Source organism: Aquisphaera insulae, assembly GCF_011064615.1.
GTDB classification, from domain to species: Bacteria; Planctomycetota; Planctomycetia; order Isosphaerales; family Isosphaeraceae; genus Aquisphaera; species Aquisphaera insulae.
Window position 1 is genome coordinate 52,447 of the sequence record NZ_JAALJH010000048.1, and the last position, 20,293, is coordinate 72,739.

Below are 20,293 nucleotides of genomic sequence, written 5' to 3' on the forward strand. Positions count from 1 at the left end.
CCCCCGGAGAGAAATGCTCCGGGGGTCCGCCCGTCTCGCGTTTCGAATCAGACGCCGAGATGTCCGGGCCCACTCAATGATGGGCCAGGGCGAGCTCGCCTTCCTCCTCATGCTCGTGGTCGAACGCGAACTCGAGCGGGTTGCCCATGGCCAGGGCGAACTCGTGGTCGACATCGTGCTCGCCTTCCAAGGCCGGCTGGGCAACCGGCTCGACGTTGCCGCCGGCGGAGCGGACGAGCTCGGCGAAGGCGCCGTCCTTCTGGAGGAGGTCGCCATAGGAGCCGGACTCGACGACACGACCCTCCTCGAAGACGAGGATGCGGTCGGTGTCCAGCAGGGTCGTCAGCCGGTGGGCGACCAGGATCACGGTGTGCCGGCCGCGGGCGGCGTCGATGGCCTCCTGGATCTTCTTCTCGCTGATGTTGTCGAGCGCGCTCGTGCCCTCGTCGAGGATCAGGATCGGCGGGTTGCGGAGGAAGACCCTCGCCAGCGCGAGTCGCTGCCGCTGGCCGCCGGAGAGGTTCTGGCCGCGTTCGGCGACCCGGGCCCGGTAGCCGCCGGGCATGCTCAGGATCTCATCGTGAATGCACGCCAGCCGGGCGGCCTCGCGGATGCTCTCCGGCGTGGCCCCCTTGCTGCCGTAGGCGATGTTGGCCTCGATGGTCCCGGAGAAGACGAACGGATTCTGGCCGACGTAGCCGATCATCCGGCCGATCGACTCGCGGGAGACGCTCTCCAGCGGGACGCCGCCGAGCATGGCCGAGCCTCCGGTCGGATGGACCAGCCGCATCAGGGCGCGGAGCCACGTGGTCTTGCCGCAGCCGGAACGGCCGGCGACGCCGATCGTCTCGCCGTGGCGGATGGTCATGTCCAGGTCGTGGAGCGCCGGGCGGGAATGCTCGGAGCGGCCCGGGTAGGCCACGGTCAGGCCGTCGGCCGTGAACACCGGCTGGCCGATCTCGAGCGCGGGCTCGAGCGGGTGGGCCGGGTTGAAGGACCGGTCGACCGGGGTGCGGAGGAGGTCGATCAGGTCGCCGATCCGGAGGCTGCTCTCGTGGGCCTCGTCGATGAACCGGTGGACCTCGTTGAGCGGGCACATGACGTTCAGGTAGAGCATGGAGAACGTCACGATGTCGCCGAACGCGATCCGGCCGTTCACGAACAGGTAGACCGCGAACGCCAGCACCAGGATATGGAAGAGGCCCTCGTTGAGCGCCTTGCCGGAGCCGAACAGGGACATCTCGAAGTGGTGGCGGATCTCCCGGGACCGCATCCGCTCCGCCGTCTTCGCCACCCGGCGGGTCTCGCGGCGGTGGGTGTTGGCGGCGCGGACGTAGTCGATGCCGCCGAGGAGCTCCACCACGGTCCCGTCCATCCGCTCGCGGGTCCGGAGCAGGTCCAGGCGGATCCCCTTCTGGGTGATGAGCTGGCAGATCGTGAGGATGAGCGAGATCGGGATCACGCCGGCCATCACCAGCGCGACCCTCGGCTGCTTGGAGAGCACGGCGGAGATCGCCAGGGCCCCCGTCATGAGCGCCGGGACGAAGTCCAGGAAGCTGATCCGGAGGAACCGGACGAAGCCGTCGGCGCTGCGGTTGATCCGCCCGTAGAGGCCGCCGACCTGATCCTGGGCCAGGGTGGAGAGGTCCACCTTCATCAGGTGGCCGATGAGCCGGACGGTCATGTCGCGGTTGATCCGCGTGCAGGTGTTCTCCACCAGGTAGCGGCGGAGGACGTTCATCGATTCCCGCGTCAGGTAGGCCAGGCCGATGAGCCCCAGATAGAAGGCGGCGACGCGGAGGATCGCCTCTCGCGTCAGGCCGGCGGTGTTCCGGGGATCCACGGAGTCCACCAGCAGGCCCGTGCCGACCGCGATCGCCGTGCCCCCCGCGCTGGCGAGGAACATCACCAGGAGCGCGCCGCCGAGCGCCCAGCGGTGCCGGGACGGCACCAGCCTCCAGACCTGCCGGCCCCGCCGGCCGATCTGGCCCAGCTCACGGCCGACCTCGCGCAATCGTCCCGTCCAGCTCGGAACCATTCTCTTCCCCCCCCGCGGAGGCCATTCGGCCCCCTCCGCTTCGATACCCTCGCCCCGATTCTGACCCGCCCCGACTCACTTCACCTCGAATCCTTGCCGCGACGTCCGACCGAGATCCGTTCCGTCTCGACTCGCCCGGCCCGCCCGGCCGGGCTCATCCTGCGCGACTAACACCCCGCGTCATCACGGGACCTTCTCGAAGGATCGGAGAGGAGGATAGGAAGCGAAGAGGGCGGACGACACGGCCCGCCCTCATTGCGTCTCCAGAATAGTACGTAGATTCCGCCGCGGATTTTGGGGCGATTTTCTTTTTTTTCCCGTCCCCACGCGGACGCCCTTTTTTTCGTATCAAGTGAGGAATAGAGAGGACGCCGGTGAGCATCTCGTACGGAAGACCTCTCGCGGTCCTACCGCAGGGGCAAGCCCTTCAGTGGATGGCCTCATGATTCGGGTCGTCCGTCGGGAAATACCTCGGGCCTCCGTTCCGGCGCAGTTCTTGCAGCATATCTCGGTCGTTGGACCGACCCCACAGGACAGGATATAAAGGATTCACATCCATGATTCCGAGTGACAGTGTGATGCCCGCCCCCTCGCGAAGTCCGGTCTCCGCCCGCCCCGCGCGGCCGCGTCCCCGGACCGAGGCGATGGACCGGCCGCCCCTGATCGCCCGCGACGAGGCCCTGGTCGTCGATGAACGCTCCTCGCTTCGACCCGCCCAGGTGGTGGAGACCAAGCTCACCCGGGTCCTCAGGGACGCCTCGCTGCCGATCAGCCATCTCCAGATGCGCGGCCTGCTTCGCAGCCGGTAGCGTGCTTCCTCCTCGGCTCGACTGAAGCCCGACCGGACGACCCTCCCCTCCTCTCGATCCCGTCCCGGTCGCCTCCCGTCGCGATCCATCCTCCCCCGGGAGGAGCGACGCCACCTCCAATGAAAGTTTCGCGAAGGTTTGACCTTCGTTGCACGCCCCCGGTGCGCCGGGAGCCGGCGAGGCCCGCCCCTCGGCGGGCAATCCTCCGCCGCCCGCTCGGACCGCCCCGGGTGATTGGCGATCATCCCAGCGTCACGCGGACCTCGTGCCGCTTGCCATCGTCGGCCAGGAAGACATGGCCGTCCTGGCAAGAATTACCGTCGAGCGTGAGGGACACGACTCCCCGTTCCACACCACGCGGGTTCTCCACGATGATGTGATAGGTGGATGACCCGGATCGGTATTCAACCTCGTAACGATCCCAGGACGCGGGGATGCATGGGGAGATTGCCAGGCGGTCGGCGGATCGCTCCAGGCCGAGGATGGATTCCAGGCCCGTCGTGTAGAGCCAGCCGGCGGCCCCCGTGTACCAGGTCCAGCCGCCGCGGCCCGCGTGGGGAGGCCGGCTGTAGACGTCGCCGGCCATGACGTAGGGCTCGACCGTGTAGGTTCGGGCGCCTCCCGGCGTGCTCGCGTGCTCGATCGGATTGATGAGCCGGAAGAGCTGATGGGCGCGCGTCCCTTCGCCAAGCTCGGCGAAGGCCTTCACCACCCAGGCGGCGGCGTGGGTGTACTGGGCCCCGTTCTCGCGGATGCCCGGCAGGTAGCCCTTGATGTAACCGGGCTGGAGCGGGCCGTCCTCGAACGGGGGCGTGAGCAGGAGGATCAGCCCGGGATTCTCGCGGACGAGCCGGTCCAGGACGGATTGCATCGCCGTGCGGACGCGCCCCGGATCCGCCCCCGCGAGCGCGCTCCACGACTGGGCGATGGAGTCGATCTGGCATTCCTCCGAGAGGGCCGAGCCCAGGGGCGCGCCGTCGTCGGTGAAGGCGCGGAGATACCACGAGCCGTCCCAGGCGTGGGCCTCCGCCGCGGCGAGGAGGGCCCCGGCCTGTTCGCGACACCGGCCGGCGCGGGCCGAGTCGCCGCGGGCCTCGGCCATCGGGGCGAAATCGCGGAGGCAAGCCGAGAGGAACCACGCGAGCCAGACGCTCTCGCCGCGGCCCTCGACCCCCACCCGGTTCATGCCGTCGTTCCAGTCGCCGGAGCTCATCAGGGGGAGGCCGTGGCGTCCCAGGCTGGTCCCCCGGTCGAGCGCCCGGAGGCAATGCTCGTAGAGCGGCCCCGGCTCGCCGGCGTCGGCCGGCTCCAGGTACTGGTCCGCCTGGCCCGCTTTCAACTCCGGCGCGGAGAGGAACGGGACGACCTCATCCAGGATCGCCAGGTCGCCCGTGGCCCGGACGTAGTGCGACGTCACGAACGGGAGCCAGAGCAGGTCGTCGGAGATCCTGGTGCGGACGCCCCGGCCCGCCGGGGGATGCCACCAGTGCTGCACGTCCCCCTCGACGAACTGGCGCGACGCCGCCCGCAGGATCTGCTCGCGGGCCAGCTCCGGCGCGGCGTGGAGCACGGCCAGCACGTCCTGGAGCTGGTCGCGGAACCCGAAGGCGCCGCCCGACTGGTAGAAGCCCGACCGGGCGAAGAGCCGGCAGGCGACGGCCTGGTAGAGGAGCCAGCGGTTCATCATCAGGTCGAAGGCCGGGTCCGGGGTGCGGACCCTCGCCGCGGCGAGGATCTCCGACCAGCGGGCGGACGCGGCCGAGATCGCGCGGCCGACCTCGGCCGGATCCCAGTAGCGGCGGACCAGCACGCGGGCGGCCTCCGCGTCGTCCGCCTCGCCCAGCAGGAAGGTCAGCTCGACGGATTCGCCCGGCGGGACCTCCACGGTCGCCTGGATCGCCGCGCACGGGTCGATCGCCGGCCCGGTCCGGCCGGAGAGGCTGGCCCTCCCGAGCGCGGCGGGGGCGGCGGGCGAGCCGTGCCGGCCGAGGAACTCCGCGCGGTCGGCGGTGACGCCGCGCGGCCGATGATTGACGTCGGCGAAGGCCACCCGCCCGGAGTAGTCCTCGCGGAAGGCGTTGCGGGCGAGCAGGGCCCCGGTGTCGGGATCGAGCTCGGTCACGACGTGGGGCGCGGCGAACGTGCGGTTGGGGCCGAGCACCCACTCGGCGAAGAAGGTGACCGAGAGGGTCCGCGGCCGGCCGCCCGGGTTCTTCAGGCGGAGCCGCATCAGCTTGACCGGGTCGGACGGGGGCACGGCCAGGCAGAGCTCGTGCTCGATGCCGTGGGCGTTGCGGAGGAAGGTCGTCGTCCCCGGCCCGTGGCGGACGACCGTCGGGGCGTCCGAGGGGATGGGGAGCGGGGTGGGGCACCAGGCCTCGCCGGTCTCCTCGTCGCGGACGTAGAGGACCTCGCCGGGCGGGTCCAGGACCGGGTCGTTGCTCCAGGGGGTCAGGCGGTTGGTCTGGCTGTTCCCCGCCCAGGTGAAACCCGCGCCGGACTCCGAGACGAGGAAGCCGAACTCCGGATTGGCGATCACGTTGACCCAGGGGGCCGGCGGCAGGGCCGGCCGGGCGGCGGCGGCGGGCTCGATGAGCATGACGTAGTCGCGTCCGTCCTCGGAGAAGCCGCCGAAACCGTTGGCGAAGGCCAGGGGGCCGGCCTCCGGCGGCGACTGGGGCGGCCGGTCCGGGATCGGACCGGAGGGCTCGAAGTGCTCCGGCAAGGCGCGGGTCCAGTCGACCCGCTCGAGCTGGCCGGCGAGCGCGCCGCGGGCCCCGTCGAACGTGACGCGGGCGGCGGCCTCCAGGGTCGCGGCCTCGCGTTCGGTCAGGTGGTCGCGGCGGAGGACCATGACGCCGCCGGGGGCGTTCATCAGCTCGCCGCCGCCGGCCTCCTTGACCAGGACCTCGATATGCTCGCCCAGCACCTCCGCCTCGCCGGACCGCTCCTCGTTGATGACGACGAGGTCGGATTCCAGGCCGCGGTCGCGGAGGAAGGCGTGCGCGGCCAGGAGCTGCCGCAGCAGCGTGAGCTCGCCGGCCTCCGCCACGCGGACGAGCAGGATGGGGCGATGGATCGAGAGCCCATGATGCGTGAGGGTCGCGTAGCCGCCGCCGGGGCCCCCGGGCGGCCCGGAGCCCAGGGCGTGGCCCCGCAGGCCCGTCCCGGCGAAGAGGAGATGGCCGGCCAGCCGTTGGAACAGGTGCGCCTGCTCCGACGCGGCGCTGCCGTGGCCGTGCTCGACCTGGCGCTGGGCCCACGCCAGCTCGAAGGCGCGGGCGACGGCGCTGAGGCCGTGGTACTTGTCGGCCAGGGCCAGGGCCTCGTCGTGGGACTCGGCCATCGCCAGGGTGAAGCCGGCGACGGCGGAGTTCCCGGGCGCGATCCGGAACCGCCGCCGGAGGCTGAAGGCCGGGTCCAGCACGGGGCCCGTCGTCCCGGAGAGCGTCGCGCCCTCGTCCAGCGCCGCGGGGTCCGCCAGCGATCGCCCGCGGCCGATGAACCGCGCGCGGTCGGACTCGTGCTGGATCGGGCCGACGACCTCGCAGCCCGGCGCCGAGCGGTCCGACGCCATGACGTGCACGCCCCAGTGCGCACGCTCCCCGGGGGCCCTGGGCCGCCTGCGACAGAGCAGGGACTCGCTCGCCGCCACGTACTCGGTCTCGAGGAAGAGCTTGGCGAAGGCCGGGTGGGCCAGGTCCGAGCCCGGATCCGCCAGGACCGGCTCCATGTAGCTGGTCAGCTCGATCTCGCGGGGCGAGGGGCCGTGATTGGTCACGGTGATCCGGCGGACCTCCGCGGTCTGCTCGGGGGAGACGGTGACCTCCAGCAGGGTCTCGATCTCGCCGTCGCGGCGGCGGAAGGAGGCCTTGTCGGCCGAGAAGACCACCTCGTAGTCGTCCGCCGGCCTGCACACCGGCTGGTGCGCCGCCGACCACGTCGCGCCGGTGGACGCGTCGCGGACGTAGAAGAACTGCCCCCAGCGCTCGGACGTCGCGTCGGGCCTCCAGCGGACGACGTCCAGCCCGTTGCAGCGGCTGTAGCCGGAGCCGGCGTTGCTGATCATCACGTGATAACGCCCGGCGGAGAGGAGGTGAGTCCGCGGGCTCGCCGTGGCGGCGGACGTCAGCCGCCGGCTCAGGAGCGAGCCCTTCGATACCCCGCTCGGGCCGTCGCCCGCCGCGAACTCCTGGTCCTCGGCGGCGGCCGCGTGGCCGGCGGCCCTGGGGGGCTCGACGATGGGCGTCTCCGCGGGGATCCGCTCCTGGAGCAGCAGGTCGGCGGCCCGGACCGTCGGGTCGGCGTGGAACCGACGGGGCATGATCTCCTCGCGGACCACGTTGGTCAGCGCGACCAGGCTCATCCCCTGGTGGTGGGCCATGTAGGACCTCACGACGGCCGACGTCTGGCCGGCGTGGAGCCGCCCCGGCGTGAAGTCGATCGCCTCGTAGTAGCCGTAGGGCCCCTCGGCCCCCTCGCGGGTGAGCCGGCGGAGATTCGCCAGCGCCTCGCGGGGGGCGATCATCGTGGCCATGAGCGTGGCATAGGGGGCGACGACGCGATCCTCCTCGAGCCCGCGCTTGAGGCCCAGGCCGGGGACGCCGAAGGACTGGTAGCGGTAGTCGCCCTCGAGGTACTGCGCGGCGAAGGCGCTCTCGGAGACGCCCCAGGGGAGGCCGAGCTGGCGGCCGTACTCGATCTGGCGGGCCACGGCCGCGTCGACGGCCTCGGCCAGCAGCGTGCCGGGCAGGCTGCGGAGGAGGAGCCGGGGCATCAGGTACTCGAACATCGTCCCGCCCCAGGAGAGCAGCCCGGTCTTGCCGGCGACCCGGATGAACGGCCGGCCGAGCTGGAACCAGTGCTTCCGCGGGGCGTCGCCGCGGGCCACGGTCAGGTAGCTCGTCAGGCACGACTCGGAGGCGAGCAGGTCGTAGCAGGAGACGTCCAGCCGCCCCTGCGCGAGGTTCGCGCCGATGGCGTAGAGGTGACGCTCCGTCTTGTAGAGCGGCCGGAAGTCCATCGCCGCCGCGAGGGCGTCGGCGCGGCCGATCAGGCCGAGGAGGCGGTCTCGGAGGTCGTGCAGGTCGCCGGCCGCCGGGATCTTCGCGTCGCCGCCGGGCGCGGCCCCGAGCGCGGCAAGCTCCGCCCGACGCTCGGCGGCCAGGGACAGGAGCCGGTTCGCCCAGCGGGCGGGCGAGCCGGGATCGTCGTCCCCGTCGCGGCCCGCGGCGAGTCGCGCCGCCAGCGCGGATGCCTCCTGCTCGAACCGGTCCAGCCACGAGGCCCATCCCGCGTCCGAAGGCTCCTCGCGGAGCAGGGCGTCGATCGCCGGCGCGAGCCCCGCGCGGTCGTCGCCGACGAGCCCGAACGTGTCGGCCAGGCCGGCCCTGAGGGAGGGGCCGACGATCGGCTCGCGGAGCTTGTCCTTCAGGCCCTGCCTGAGGCCCACCAGGCAGCCCAGGAAGTTGCCGCTGTCCACCGTCGAGATGTACGCCGGCGGCAGCGACTGGAGGGTCTTCGTGTCGTACCAGTTGTGGAAGTGGCCCCAGTGCCGCTCCATCCGCTCGAGGGTGTCGAACGTCTTCTCCAGCCGGTCGGCCAGGCGGAGGAAGCCCAGGTAGCCGAGGTCGTGGGCCGCGAGCGTGGAGACCAGCAGCAGCCCCTGGTTCGTGGGCGAGGTCCGGTGTGCCACGCGGCCGTCGGGGACCTCCTGGTAGTTGTCCGGCGGCAGCCAGTGATCGGCCTCGCCGACGAACGTCTCGAAGAAGTTCCAGATCTTCCGCGCGATCCGCCGGAAGGCCACGCGGGCCTCGTCGGAGAGCGGATCCTCCACGATCGGCGTCGGCCGGCTCACCCACCAGGCGACCAGCGGCGCGGCCAGCCAGAGCAGCAGGAACGGAGCCGCGGCCCAGATGGCCGCGTGGTTCAGGAGTGCGATCGCCGCGGCGATCACCAGGGCCGTGGCCGGCGAGCCCCACATGCTCGCGGCGAAGTCGCGGATCCGGGCCCCGAGGCGGGCCTCCGTGGAGGCCGCGGTCTCCCACTCGAGCAGCCGCTCCCGCGAGGCGAACAGCCGCCAGAGCGTCCGGCCGATGGCGTCGCAGAGCAGGCGGGATTGGTCCGCCAGGAACGTCGCCGAAAGCAGCGCCTGGCCCGCCAGCGACGGCACGCTCTCCTTCCACGCCCTCAGCGGCGTCAGCTTGCCGGAGCGGATCGCCCCCAGGATCGCCGCCGTGGCCCACTTCACCAGCGGCAGGCCCAGCACGAGCGCGGCGATCGCCGTGTAGAGCCACGGCGAGCCCGGCAGCACCGTCCAGCCGACCGCCAGCATGATCAGCACGGCCGGCGGCACCAGGCTGCGGCGGAGGTTGTCGAACAGCTTCCAGCGCTCCACCAGCGGCAGCACGTTCCGCCGCCGCTCCACGGGCGGGGCGGCCGTGGTCGCGGTCGCGGCCGGCTCGACGCCCGTGCCCGGCGCGGGGACGGGGACCGTCGCGCCCAGCCAGGGCAGGAGCTGCCAGTCGCCGCGGACCCAGCGGTGCTCGCGGCGCGCGTAGGCGTTGTAGCGGGCGGGGAAGTCGTCGAACAGCTCGGTGTCGCTGAGCAGCCCGCACCGCGCGTAGTTCCCCTCGATGAGGTCGTGGCTGAGGACGTGGTTCTCCGGGAAGGTGGCGCCGACGGCCGCCTCGAAGGCGTCCACGTCGTAGATCCCCTTGCCCGTGAAGCTCCCCAGGCCGAAGAGGTCCATGTACGCGTCCGAGGCCGCCGTCGAGTACGGGTCGATCCCGCCGGAGGACGCGAGCAGCCCGGCGAACCGCGAGTGCGTCGCCGCCGTGAGGTGGAAGCTCACCCGCGGCTGGAGCAGTCCGTAGCCGCGGACCACCCGCCCGGCCCTGGCGTCGAACCTCGGCTGATTGAGCGGGTGGGCGATCGTGCCGATCAGGCGGTTCACGGTGTCGCGGGGCATCTGGGTGTCCGCGTCCAGCGTGATCACGAACCGGGTCCGCGGCGGCGCGGAGAGGTCCCCGCTCCGGACGTCGTACGTGGTGTCATCGTGGCCGCGGAGCAGGCGGTTGAATTCCGAGAGCTTCCCGCGCTTCCGCTCCCAGCCCATCCAGCAGCCCTGGGCCGGGTTGAACAGCCGGCGGCGGTGGAAGAGGTAGAAGAGGTCCGGGCCGTCCCCCGCGTATCGGCGATTCAGCGCCGCGATCCGCTCGAGGGCGTCGGCGACGAGGGCCCGGTCGCTCGGCATCTCCTCGTTGGGCGCGTCGGCGAAGTCGGTCAGCAGGGCGAACCGGACGCGGGCCGTCGGGTTGGCCAGATAGTGGGTCTCCAGCCGCTCGCAGAGGGCCTCGGCATTGCCGGGGCGGGCGAGCATCGACGGCATCACGACGAACGTGGCGAACTCCTCCGGGACGCCGTCCTTGAACTCGAGCTTGGGCAGGACGCGAGGCGGCAGGAGGATCGTCAGGAGGTGATTCACCAGGCCGATGACGATGTCCGAGAGCGGCAGGAGCCCGGCCAGCAGCACCGCGAGCGTCGCCCGGGACCACCCGAGGCGGCCCCCGCCGGTCAGGGTGCCGGAGGACCACCCCAGCCATCTCAGCGCCAGGGCCATCAGGACGGCGATCGTCCCGAAGTAGACCAGCCGAGGGTGGTCGAGCACGGCGCGGAGGATCCGCTCGCCCGCCGTGGGCCGGTAGCCGAAGGACCTCTCCAGCATGGCCCGGCCGCGATCGATCAGGTAATACCCGACGTGCCCCCGCGCCGGCTCGTCGCCTCGGTAGGACGCGGCCAGCTCGTTGGCCTTGCGCGCGACGGCCAGCTCGTCGGCGTCGCTCTGGCGGGCGATCATCTCGACGGCCTTGCGGTATCGGTCGCTCGTGGGGAAGTCCTGGTGGACATAGACGCCCGCCGGGTCGTCCTTCAGGACCTCCTGCACGGCGCTGCAGCGTTCGAAGTAGAGGTTCCAGTCGATGGCCGAGAGGACGCGGAGGCTGAGGACGCAGTTGCCGACGGTGATCTGGTTGGCGGCCTGGCGGTGGTGCTCCTTGCCGATCATCGCGTCGATGTCGATCCGCCTGTCGGCGACCGCCGCCTCGAGCCGATCGATCGCCGGCCGGGCCGCCGGCCCGAGGTCGCGGAGGACCTGCACGAGCCGGACCACGAACGGCGGGGTGAACGCGTCGTCGGGCGAGGGGGTCGGCTCCGGTCCCGCGGTCCGGCCCCGCTCCCCGGTCTTGAGGATCTCCTCGGACCAGCGGTCGGCGCGGCCGCGTTCGTCCCACCGCCAGAGCATCTCGTCGGCGAGGCGGCGGAGGTTCTCGATGAGGACCAGGCGGCACATGGTGGGCAGCGCCCAGAGCTCGCCGATGGTGAGCGGTGCGACCTCCTGGAAGGCCTGGACGAAGCGGGTGATGCGGTTCTCGTCGAGCTCGCTGTCGGTGTGGGCGACGAGCGCCAGGGCGACGGCATAGACGCGGGGGTATCCGGCCAGGGGGGGGACGCCGATCTTGGGGAGCACGGCGTCATAGCCGCGGGGCATGTCCAGGCGGATCTCGCGGAGGACCTCGTCGACGATCGGGAAGTTGTCGGCGAGCCAGTCGGCGTCGATCCCGTGGATCTGCTGGCGGCCGGCGACGCCGAAGATCCGCCGCCGGGCCATTTCCAGGGCCTTGCCGTTGTCGACGAACCGGTTCAGGAGCGGGCTGATCCGCCGCCGGGGGCCGCTGAGCGTGCAGGCCGCCGCGAGCCGTCGCGCCCGGCCTTCCAGCCGCTCGATCCCGAGCAGCTCCGCGCGGATCGGCCGCTTGCCGATCAGGTCGGGGAGCTGCAAGCCGTCCTGGTCCACGCCCGGAGCCGCACTCGGCCCACCCCCCGCGGGGGCGGGGGCCTCGAAGAAAGAAGAACTCATGCCGTCGCCATACTCCCGTCGAGGGGCCCGCGCCCCGTCGGCCACCCGAGGGGGGCGATCGCGTCGCGGCCCTTGCTTGCCGCGGTTCCCGGGGCGAGCTCGCCGGGGCCTCGCACCCCGAGTGGCCGCCGAACCGCCCCGGATCCGCTCGTGCCGGGGGCGGGGCGTCGCCGCCACGGCCCTCGCCTTGATTCACGACTCGGGGCCCGGCCCTGGGTCGCGGTAGGTATCCCGCCGGGGTACCCGATCTCTCCCGCCCATTCTAGGATCGATCCGCCTCGTCTGAGAACGGGTCTCTCCTTCATCGTCCGCTCACGGGGCCCGGCGTCGGCCGGGTTCGGGGACGCCCGGGGCCGCCGGCGGATTCGTCCGCCCGGTCACGACGACGGCCCGCGAGTGGACTTCGCGAGACGATAGGAGACGCGACCCGAGGCGATGGCCCGAGGCGGCGACGACCAGCCCCATCTTCGTCGTCGCCTTCATGAGGGCCCAGCCGTCGCGATCGCCGTCCGACCCGCGCCGCCAAGGACCCGGCCGGCGGCGGCGGCTGGTTGCCAACCCAGGTCGAACACCCTTCACGTCGCCCGACGGCCGCGGCTATACTGGGCCATCCCACGTGAGTGCACGGCCGCGGACCGTCGCCGGAAGGCAACCGTTTGGATCCGCTCGGAGCCCAACCTCCCCGGGGCTCCAACCCCATGATCGCGATCGAAGATCGGGGTCGGCGTCCAGCTTCAACCATCATGATGGAAAGAGGGCGTCCATGAGCGCCGAGAGCCCGCGAACAGAGACTCCCGCCCCGGAGATCATCGGGCCGCCGAACGCGACGGAAGAGTCGGCCCGGCCGGCACCCGCGAAGGGCGAGGGGGCACGCGGGGGCTCACGCCGCCCGGTCCTGATGTGGGGCGTGGGCCTGGTGGGCCTGGTCGCGGCGGCGAACTACCTCGCCCCGAGCATCTCGCGGGCCTTCCGCACGGTCTCCACCGACGACGCCTACATCAACGGCCACGTGACGATGGTGGCCCCGCGCGTCCAGGGGCAGGTCCTGCGGGTGCTCGTCGACGATAACATGCGGGTCTCGAAGGGGGACCTGCTCGTGGAGCTCGACCGCGAGCCCTACCAGGTCCAGGTCGACATCCAGAAGGCGGCCGTCCACAACGCGGAGACCGGCCTGGTGGCGGCCGAGGCCGAGGTCCGTGCGGCGCTCGGGAAGGTCCGCAGCCTGAGGTGGAAGCTCCAGACCTCGATCGAGCAGGTTGATAACCAGGTCGCCCTCCTGCGGGCCCGGGTCGCGGCCCTGCGCAGCCGCGAGGCCACGCGCGACCGGGCGCGGGCCGATTTCAACCGAGCCCGCATGCTGTTCGAGCGGTCCGCGATCTCTCGCGAGGAGCTCGACCAGCGTCGCGAGGCGGAGCGGATCGCCGATGCCCTGGCTCAGGAGGCGGTCGAAGAGGTCTCCGAGGCGAGGGTCTCCCTGGGGCTGCCGCCGAAGCCGGAGAAGGGGGATCTCGCCGACGTCCCGCCCGAGATCAATCAGACTTTCTCCGGCGTTCGCCAGGCCCTGGCGGACCTGGCGCAGAGCGTCGCCCAGGTCGGGCTTCCGCTCACGTCCACGAAGCGGACGCCGAAGGAGGCGATCGAGGAGTTCGTGCGTCGCGACAAGGACGGGGACATCGACCGGATCCTGGAGCAGATCGTCCCCCAGTCCCCGGCCGTCCGGCAGGCCCAGGCGAGGCTGATGCAGGCCCGTCGCGACCTGGCCAAGGCCGAGCTGGATGAGCGCTACTGCGACGTCGTCAGCGAGATCGACGGCGTGGTCACCCGGCGGAATGTCAACCCCGGGAACAACGTCCAGCCCGGCCAGGGCCTGATGGCCGTCCGCTCCACCACCGAGATCTGGGTGGACGCCAACTTCAAGGAGACGCAGCTCGCCGATCTCCGGATCGGGCAGCGGGTGGACTGCGAGGTGGACATGTACGGCCACAGGCAGTCCTTCGAGGGGCGGATCACCGGCTTCACCATGGGGACCGGCCAGACCCTCTCGCTGCTGCCGCCCCAGAACGCGACGGGGAACTTCGTGAAGGTCGTGCAGCGCCTGCCGGTGAGGATCGAGCTGACCAACTACGACCCGGCGAAGTCTCCGCTCTTCGTGGGCCTGTCGGTCGTCCCGTACGTGTACTACAAGGAGCCCCCGGCCGGCCCCCACGCGGGCGATGTCCTCCAGCCCATCCGGGAGCTTCCCAAGCGCCCGGCCGCCGGCGAGTCCCTCTCCGCCGACGGGCGCGGATCGCCCGGGGAACCCAACGCCCCTCCGCGGCCGACACCCGGCGAGGCCGGCCGGCCGCTCTGAGCCGGACGAACGACCGTCGCGACGGATTCCCCGCACCCAACTCGCCCGAGAGGTTCGCCCTTCGATGAACGAGGCATCACCGGATGCGCCGGCCTCCCACGCTCGGGCTCGCAACCCGTGGCTCGTCGCCGCGGCGGTGGTCGTGCCCACCTTCATGGAGGTGCTGGACACCACCATCGCCAACGTCGCGCTGCGGTACATCGCCGGCGGCCTCTCGGCGTCCAACAACGACAGCGAATGGGTCATCACCAGCTATCTCGCCGCGAACGCGACGATCCTGCCGATCTCCGGCTGGCTCTCCGCCAGGCTCGGGCGGCGGAATTACTTCCTGGGCTCGATCGCCGTCTTCACCCTCGCCTCGGGCCTCTGCGGGATCGCCTCCAGCCTCGAGGAGCTGATCCTCTTCCGGATCCTCCAGGGGCTGGCCGGCGGCGGCCTCCAGCCGTCCAGCCAGGCGATCCTGATCGACTCGTTCCCCCCCGCGAAGCAGGGCGCGGCGATGACCGTGTTCGCGATCGCCGGCCTCATCGCCCCCGTGATCGGCCCCACGCTCGGCGGCTATCTCACGGTGTTCTACGACTGGCGCTGGATCTTCTACATCAATATTCCCATCGGCATCCTCGGGATCGCCGCCGCCTGGTTGATGGTCGAGGACCCGCCCTACCTGAAGGCGACGACCGCCAGGCTGCGGAGCCAGCCGCTCAACCTCGACTACATCGGCCTCGGCCTGCTCATCCTGGGCGTCTCCTGCTGGGAGATCCTCCTGAGCAAGGGGCAGGAGTGGGACTGGTACAACGATCCCACCTGGCGGGCGCAGGCGATGGCGATCGGCTTCGGGATCTCGCTCGTCGGGCTGATCATCCACTCGTGGCGGAGCTCCGATCCGGTCGTGAATTTCCGGCCGCTCGCCAACCGCAACTTCGCCGCCTGCAGCCTGATCATCTTCTGCGTCTACGCGGTCCTGTATGGATCCTCGACGACCCTCCCCGCGCTGCTCCAAACGCTCTTCGGCTACGACGCCTATGCGTCCGGGCTGGTGCTCTCTCCCGCGGGGGGAGGCTCGGTCGTCATGCTCCTGACCGCCGGGTTCCTCCTCGGCCGCGGCGTGGACGCGCGGTACCTGATCGTGGCCGGGTTGTTGCTCATGACGGCCGGCTCGTACTGGATGGCGGTCATGAACCTGGAGATCAGCCCGCTCCAGGCCGTCTGGCCCCGGGTCGTCACGTTCATGGGGATCTCCCTGATCTTCGCGCCCCTGACCGTGGCCGCCTTCCAGGGGATCCCGCAGGAGCTCCGGGGGGCCGCGGTGGGGCTCTTCGCGCTCCTCCGAAACGAGGGGGGGAGCGTGGGCACCTCGCTGGCCAAGACGTTCGAGCAGCGGCGAGCCCAGTTCCATTCGGCCCGCGTCGGCGATTACCTCGATCCGTTCAACCCGCACGTCCGCGAATTCCTCGAGCAGACCCGCGCCTCCTTCCTCCAGGTCACAGGAGATCCGGCGGGCTCTCAGCTCGCGGCGGTGCAGACCCTGGAGGCGCTTCGGGCCCAGCAGGCGGAAAGCCTGGCCTTCTTCGACGATTTCTGGCTCTTCGGAGTCGTCGCCTTCTCCCTCATCGCGCTGGTCTTCCTGATGAAGCCGTCGGTGGCCGAGAAGGGCGCGCACATCGCAGCCGAATAGCCGGGATCGCGGGCCATCGTGTTGAGCCCGCGCGTCGGTTCTGATGCAATGCGGAGACGGGCCGCGATGCCGCGCCACGCCCCTCGCGATGCGCCCGCGGTCGTGCCCCGCTTCAGAGGGAGAGCCATGGACAGAACCCGAACCCGCCCGATCGTGGCGATCACGCTGCCACTCCTCCTCGCCATCCCGGGCCTCGCGACGCATGCGGACGGGCCCGGGGCCGCGACTGCCGACGACGCCGCCTCGGTGGACCTCCGCCCGGAGTTCGAGCGGTTCCACCTCACGACCCGTCGCCAGGGGCACCGCGGGACCTGCTCGGCCTTCGCCCTCACCGGGGCCATCGAGTTCGCCGCGGCCCGCCGGCGCGGCGAGGGGATCCCCCTGAGCGTCGAGTTCCTCAACTGGGCGTCCAACCAGGCGAGCGGCGTGAAGGAGGACGGCGGGTTCTTCTCGGACCTCTGGAAAGGGGCGACGGCCTACGGCGTCTGCCCCGAAACGGACATGCCCTACGCGGCGACGTTCGACCCCGAGATCCGTCCCGGTGAACCCGCCTTGAAGAGTGCCCGCGCCCTCAAGGACCTGGGCCTCCGCCTCCACTGGATCAAGGAATGGGACCCGAAGAAGGGACTGGACGACGCCCAGCTCGCCGCGGTGAAGAGGACCCTCCGCGACGGCTGGCCGGTCTCCGGCGGATTCCTCTGGCCGAAGGAGGAACGCTGGGACGACGGCGTCCTCCGGACGGCCCCGCGCGATGCCGTCCGCGACGGCCATAGCATCCTGATCGTCGGCTACCGCGACGACGCGAAGCAGCCCGGCGGCGGCGTCTTCCTGATCCGCAACTCGGCCGGCCCCGGTATCGACGGCATGATGACGTTCGCCTATGCGAAGGACTACATGAACGACGCCGTCTGGGTTGAGTCGAAGACTCCGCAAGCCCGGACGGACGCCGACCGCTTTCCGGGTGATATCCTCGGCGGCCTCGCCGCGCCGCCGGTCGGCCGCAACCGACGGGTCTCCAGCAACGAACAGCCGCGCTGGGACAGCGAGAACATGGACATGACCTGGCTCCAGCCCGGTCAGGCGCTCGAGCTGCCGCTGCTGGAGGGGCCCGGCGTCATCACGCACATGTGGTTCACCAGCCATGCCGGCCGGGTCAACGAGCTCAATGCGCTCTCCCTCCGGATCTACTGGGACGGCCGCAAGGAGCCGGGCGTGGAGGCCCCCCTCGGCGACTTCTTCGCCGTCGGGCAGGGGAGGTCGGCGTCGGTCGAGAGCATCCCGGTGCAGGTCTCGCCGACCGGGGCGCTGACCTGCTTCTGGAAGATGCCCTTCGCGAGGTCCGCCCGGATCGTCATCACCAATGACAACCCGGATCGCGGCGCGGGGTTGTACTGGCAAGTGGACTGGACGCAGCTCGATGCCCTGCCACCGAAGACATCCTACTTCCACGCCCAGTACCGCCAGGAATACCCCGCGGTCGGCGGGCATGATTATCTGATCGCCGACCTCGTCGGCTCGGGCAAGTACGTGGGGACGGTGCTCTCGGTCACGCTCGCCCAGGACGGATGGTTCGGCGAGGGGGACGATTTCTTCTTCATCGATGGAGAGGCCGTCCCGAGCCTCCAGGGCACGGGGAGCGAGGACTACTTCAACGATGCCTGGGGCTTCCGCGCGCGGACCGGCCCGTGGTTCGGCCAGCCTCGCTGGCAGGGGGACCGCGCGGGGGATTCCGGCGTCGCCTATCGCTGGCATGCCCCGGACCCGGTCGGCTTCGCGAAGTCCCTCAGGTTGACGATCGAGCACAAGGGGAACTACGACGACGACCTCCAGGGCTTCTACCTTGAGCGGCCGGACTTCCTCAGCAGCGTGGCGTTCTGGTATCAGACCGGCGAGCCGAGGCGGTTCGCCTCGCTGCCCCCCTGGAACGAGCGCCGGGTCCCCTGGCGGCACGAGCATTTCGTGAGGGCCTTCCGCGACGCCAAGGCCGTCGGCGGGGCGAAGCCGGAGATCCGCACCGAGGGCATGTTCGGCGCCCGGCCGCTGCTGGCCTGGCCCAACCGCGAAGTTGGCGCGAAGCTGACCATCCCCTTCTCGGTCGCCGAGGCCGGCCGCCATGCAGCCCGCCTCAGCGGCATGCAAGGGCCCGCCTATGGCAAATACGAGGTCCAGATCGATGGGCGACGCGTGGCGTCCATCGACCTGGGCGCCCGCGAGGAGGACGAGCTCGACCTCCTGCTCGGCACCGTCGACCTCCCGGCCGGCAAGCATGAGATCGCCTTCGTGGCCGAGGATGGCCGGCCCCTGGCCGTGGAGATGCTCCGCCTGTTGAAGCTGACCCCGCCCGCAACGCGGCCCGTCAAGACGCACCACGAGGCCCACTTCGTGCGCCTCGGCATCGGCCGGGCGATCTACGCCTATCGCCTCGCGTATGACCGCCTGCCGGCGTCATTGGACGAACTGGTCGCCGCCGGCCTGATGCCCGGACGGTTCCTCAAGGATGAGAACGAGAAGCCCCTGAAATCCCGCCGCGAGGGGGACTTCCTGATCGTCGAGAGCCCCGGCGGCTGGACCCATCGGTGGCAGGGGCTGGACCCCCGGCGATGAGCGAGCGGGGCGGCTTTCGCGATGGTCCGGCTGGGCCGATTCCGGTATCATGGAGGTGTGGCTGGGGCCGCTCGCCGGGACCTGCGGAGGAGCCGGATGTCATCCGTAACACGAGTCGCCGCCACCCTCGATGATCTGGCTCGCCACGAGGGCAAGGCGGAATTGATCGCGGGCAGGATCGTCCCTCTCATGCCGACGGGCCGCAAGCCGAGTCGCGTCGCCTCGAGGATTTTTCGGAGCCTGGACGATCACGCCGAGGCGACCGGGCGGGGCGAGGCCTACGCCGACAACACGGGCTTCACCGTCCCGACCCTGACATCGGGCCGGCAGTCGTTCGCCCCGGATGCCTCCTACTTCCTTGGCCCGTTCCCGGCAGATCAGATGCGGTTTCTCGAAGGCGCTCCGGCCCTCGCCGTCGAGGTCCGGAGCGAGAACGACTACGGCCCCGCCGCCGAGGATGCCATGGCCGCCAAACGCGCCGATTACTTCGAGGCCGGAACGGCCGTCGTCTGGGACGTCGATCCGATTCACGAGCGAATCCGCAAGTTCCTCTCCGACGATCCCGGCCATCCGCTCGTCTTCCGCCGCGGGCAGGAGGCCGATTCCGAGCCCGTTCTCCCCGGCTGGCGGCTGGCGGTGGACCGGGTTTTCGGGTGAGGAGTGAGGCGGCGAATCGAGTCGTCCGCGGCACGAAATTGGGCGTTATCATGGTCCGTTCGGTCCTCGCGAGGTTCCGTCGCCTGCGCATGAAGACGCTCAAGCCATTCGGCGATCCGGGCCACTCAAGCGGGCTGAGGCTGAGCCTCGGCGACCGCGACGGTGGCGTCGCGCAGGCGCTCGCCACCGAGTTCGTGGGCGTGGCCGGAGTCGAGGTCGTGGAGGGGGACCTGCTGGACCTCGATTGCGAGGCGATCGTCAGTCCGGCGAATAGCTTCGGCGACATGGGCGGTGGCATCGACAAGGCGATCGACGATCTTCACCGCGGGGCCGCCCAGCGTGCCGTGATGGACGCCATCGCGGAGCACTTCTACGGCGAGCTCCCCGTCGGCATGGCCGTGATCGTGGAGCTCTCCGGCCGCCGGCTACCGTTCGTCGTCGCCTCGCCGACGATGCGCGTCCCGAGCCGCGTTTCGGACAGCCTGAACGCGTACCTGTCAATGCGAGCGGCCCTCGTCGCCGTCCTCCGCCACAACGCCGCCGGCCGACGCCCTATCCGATCGCTCGCCGTTCCCGGCCTCTGCACGGGCGTGGGCGCGATGCCGGCCGTCGAGGCCGCGGCCCAGATGCGGACCGCGTATGATATCGTCATGGACGGCCAGTGGCGCAAGGTGGTCCACGCGGCGCTGGCGCCGTACGCGATGCGGACGTGATGAAGCGACGTCTGCGCTTCGACGTGGCGACCTGAGGTCTATCATGTCGTACCATCGAATCGGCCATCCGAATCCCATCAGGCGTGAGCGATCCCGCGTCTTTCACGACGTGTGTCAAATGCCGTAACCGTGCCCTCGAAATTGCATCCATTCGGTGACTACGATACGCTTGATAGGCATGAAGCCCACCGTCTACATCGAGACGACCATCCCGAGCTACCTGACGGCCTGGCCGAGCCGGGATCTGGTGCGAGCCGGGGAGCAGCAGATGACGCGAGACTGGTGGGCGCGGCGCTCCGAATATGAGCTTCGGGTTTCGTCGCTGGTGATACTCGAATGCAGCGACGGTGATCAGGAAGCCGCGGCCCAGAGGCTCGCGGCGATCGAAGGGGTCTACATCCTCGCGGAAACGCAAGAGGCCGATGCCCTCGCGGCGACGCTCGTGCAAGCGGTGCCGCTTCCGCCACGGGCTGCCGCGGATGCCCTTCATATCGCGATGGCGGCGGTCAACGGGATCTCCTATCCGCTAA

9 protein-coding genes are annotated in these 20,293 nt (G+C 70.9%); 7 read left to right on the plus strand and 2 right to left on the minus strand.

Annotation, left to right across the window (positions count from 1 at the left end; genetic code table 11):
* Positions 1 to 73 precede the first annotated feature (73 nt).
* Positions 74 to 2,038 carry an ABC transporter ATP-binding protein gene (locus G6O54_RS22825; protein WP_165228399.1) on the minus strand — a complete coding sequence of 655 codons (1,965 nt, stop codon included), beginning with the start codon at positions 2,036 to 2,038 and terminating at the stop codon, positions 74 to 76.
* 557 nt (positions 2,039 to 2,595) lie between these two features.
* On the opposite strand from G6O54_RS22825, the gene G6O54_RS22830 reads away from it, so the two are divergent.
* Complete coding sequence (locus G6O54_RS22830; protein ID WP_165228401.1) at positions 2,596 to 2,847, plus strand: hypothetical protein; 252 nt, start codon at positions 2,596 to 2,598, stop codon at positions 2,845 to 2,847.
* A gap of 241 nt (positions 2,848 to 3,088) precedes the next feature.
* On the opposite strand, the gene G6O54_RS22835 is transcribed toward G6O54_RS22830, so the two are convergent.
* Positions 3,089 to 11,764: a glycoside hydrolase family 94 protein gene (locus G6O54_RS22835; protein WP_165228403.1), complete on the minus strand. Its 8,676-nt coding sequence runs from the start codon at positions 11,762 to 11,764 to the stop codon at positions 3,089 to 3,091.
* Between the two features lie 763 nt (positions 11,765 to 12,527).
* Between G6O54_RS22835 and G6O54_RS22840 the strand changes: the two genes are divergently transcribed.
* From G6O54_RS22840 to G6O54_RS22865, 6 genes are all read left to right on the plus strand, one after another.
* Complete coding sequence (locus tag G6O54_RS22840) at positions 12,528 to 14,114, plus strand: HlyD family secretion protein (RefSeq protein ID WP_165228405.1); 1,587 nt, start codon at positions 12,528 to 12,530, stop codon at positions 14,112 to 14,114.
* A gap of 64 nt (positions 14,115 to 14,178) precedes the next feature.
* Entirely contained in the window at positions 14,179 to 15,789 is a 1,611-nt protein-coding gene (locus G6O54_RS22845; protein ID WP_165228407.1) for a DHA2 family efflux MFS transporter permease subunit, read from the plus strand.
* Between the two features lie 126 nt (positions 15,790 to 15,915).
* Entirely contained in the window at positions 15,916 to 18,393 is a 2,478-nt protein-coding gene (locus G6O54_RS22850; protein WP_165228409.1) for a DUF2961 domain-containing protein, read from the plus strand.
* A 96-nt stretch (positions 18,394 to 18,489) separates the two neighbouring features.
* Entirely contained in the window at positions 18,490 to 19,050 is a 561-nt protein-coding gene (locus G6O54_RS22855; RefSeq protein WP_165228411.1) for a Uma2 family endonuclease, read from the plus strand.
* Positions 19,051 to 19,100: 50 nt separating this feature from the next.
* Positions 19,101 to 19,763, plus strand: coding sequence for a macro domain-containing protein (locus tag G6O54_RS22860; RefSeq protein ID WP_205678998.1), 663 nt, complete (start codon positions 19,101 to 19,103; stop codon positions 19,761 to 19,763).
* 178 nt (positions 19,764 to 19,941) lie between these two features.
* A partial coding sequence (locus G6O54_RS22865) for a type II toxin-antitoxin system VapC family toxin (protein WP_165228413.1) occupies positions 19,942 to 20,293 on the plus strand: 352 nt, incomplete at its 3' end.

What these genes read in the sequence shown, in the direction of transcription:
- G6O54_RS22825 (WP_165228399.1), bottom strand. Translation starts at nt 2,038, where the DNA reads ATGGTTCCGAGCTGGACGGGACGATTGCGCGAGGTCGGCCGTGAGCTG.
- G6O54_RS22830 (WP_165228401.1), top strand. Translation starts at nt 2,596, where the DNA reads ATGATTCCGAGTGACAGTGTGATGCCCGCCCCCTCGCGAAGTCCGGTC.
- G6O54_RS22835 (WP_165228403.1), bottom strand. Translation starts at nt 11,764, where the DNA reads ATGAGTTCTTCTTTCTTCGAGGCCCCCGCCCCCGCGGGGGGTGGGCCG.
- G6O54_RS22840 (WP_165228405.1), top strand. Translation starts at nt 12,528, where the DNA reads ATGAGCGCCGAGAGCCCGCGAACAGAGACTCCCGCCCCGGAGATCATC.
- G6O54_RS22845 (WP_165228407.1), top strand. Translation starts at nt 14,179, where the DNA reads ATGAACGAGGCATCACCGGATGCGCCGGCCTCCCACGCTCGGGCTCGC.
- G6O54_RS22850 (WP_165228409.1), top strand. Translation starts at nt 15,916, where the DNA reads ATGGACAGAACCCGAACCCGCCCGATCGTGGCGATCACGCTGCCACTC.
- G6O54_RS22855 (WP_165228411.1), top strand. Translation starts at nt 18,490, where the DNA reads ATGTCATCCGTAACACGAGTCGCCGCCACCCTCGATGATCTGGCTCGC.
- G6O54_RS22860 (WP_205678998.1), top strand. Translation starts at nt 19,101, where the DNA reads ATGGTCCGTTCGGTCCTCGCGAGGTTCCGTCGCCTGCGCATGAAGACG.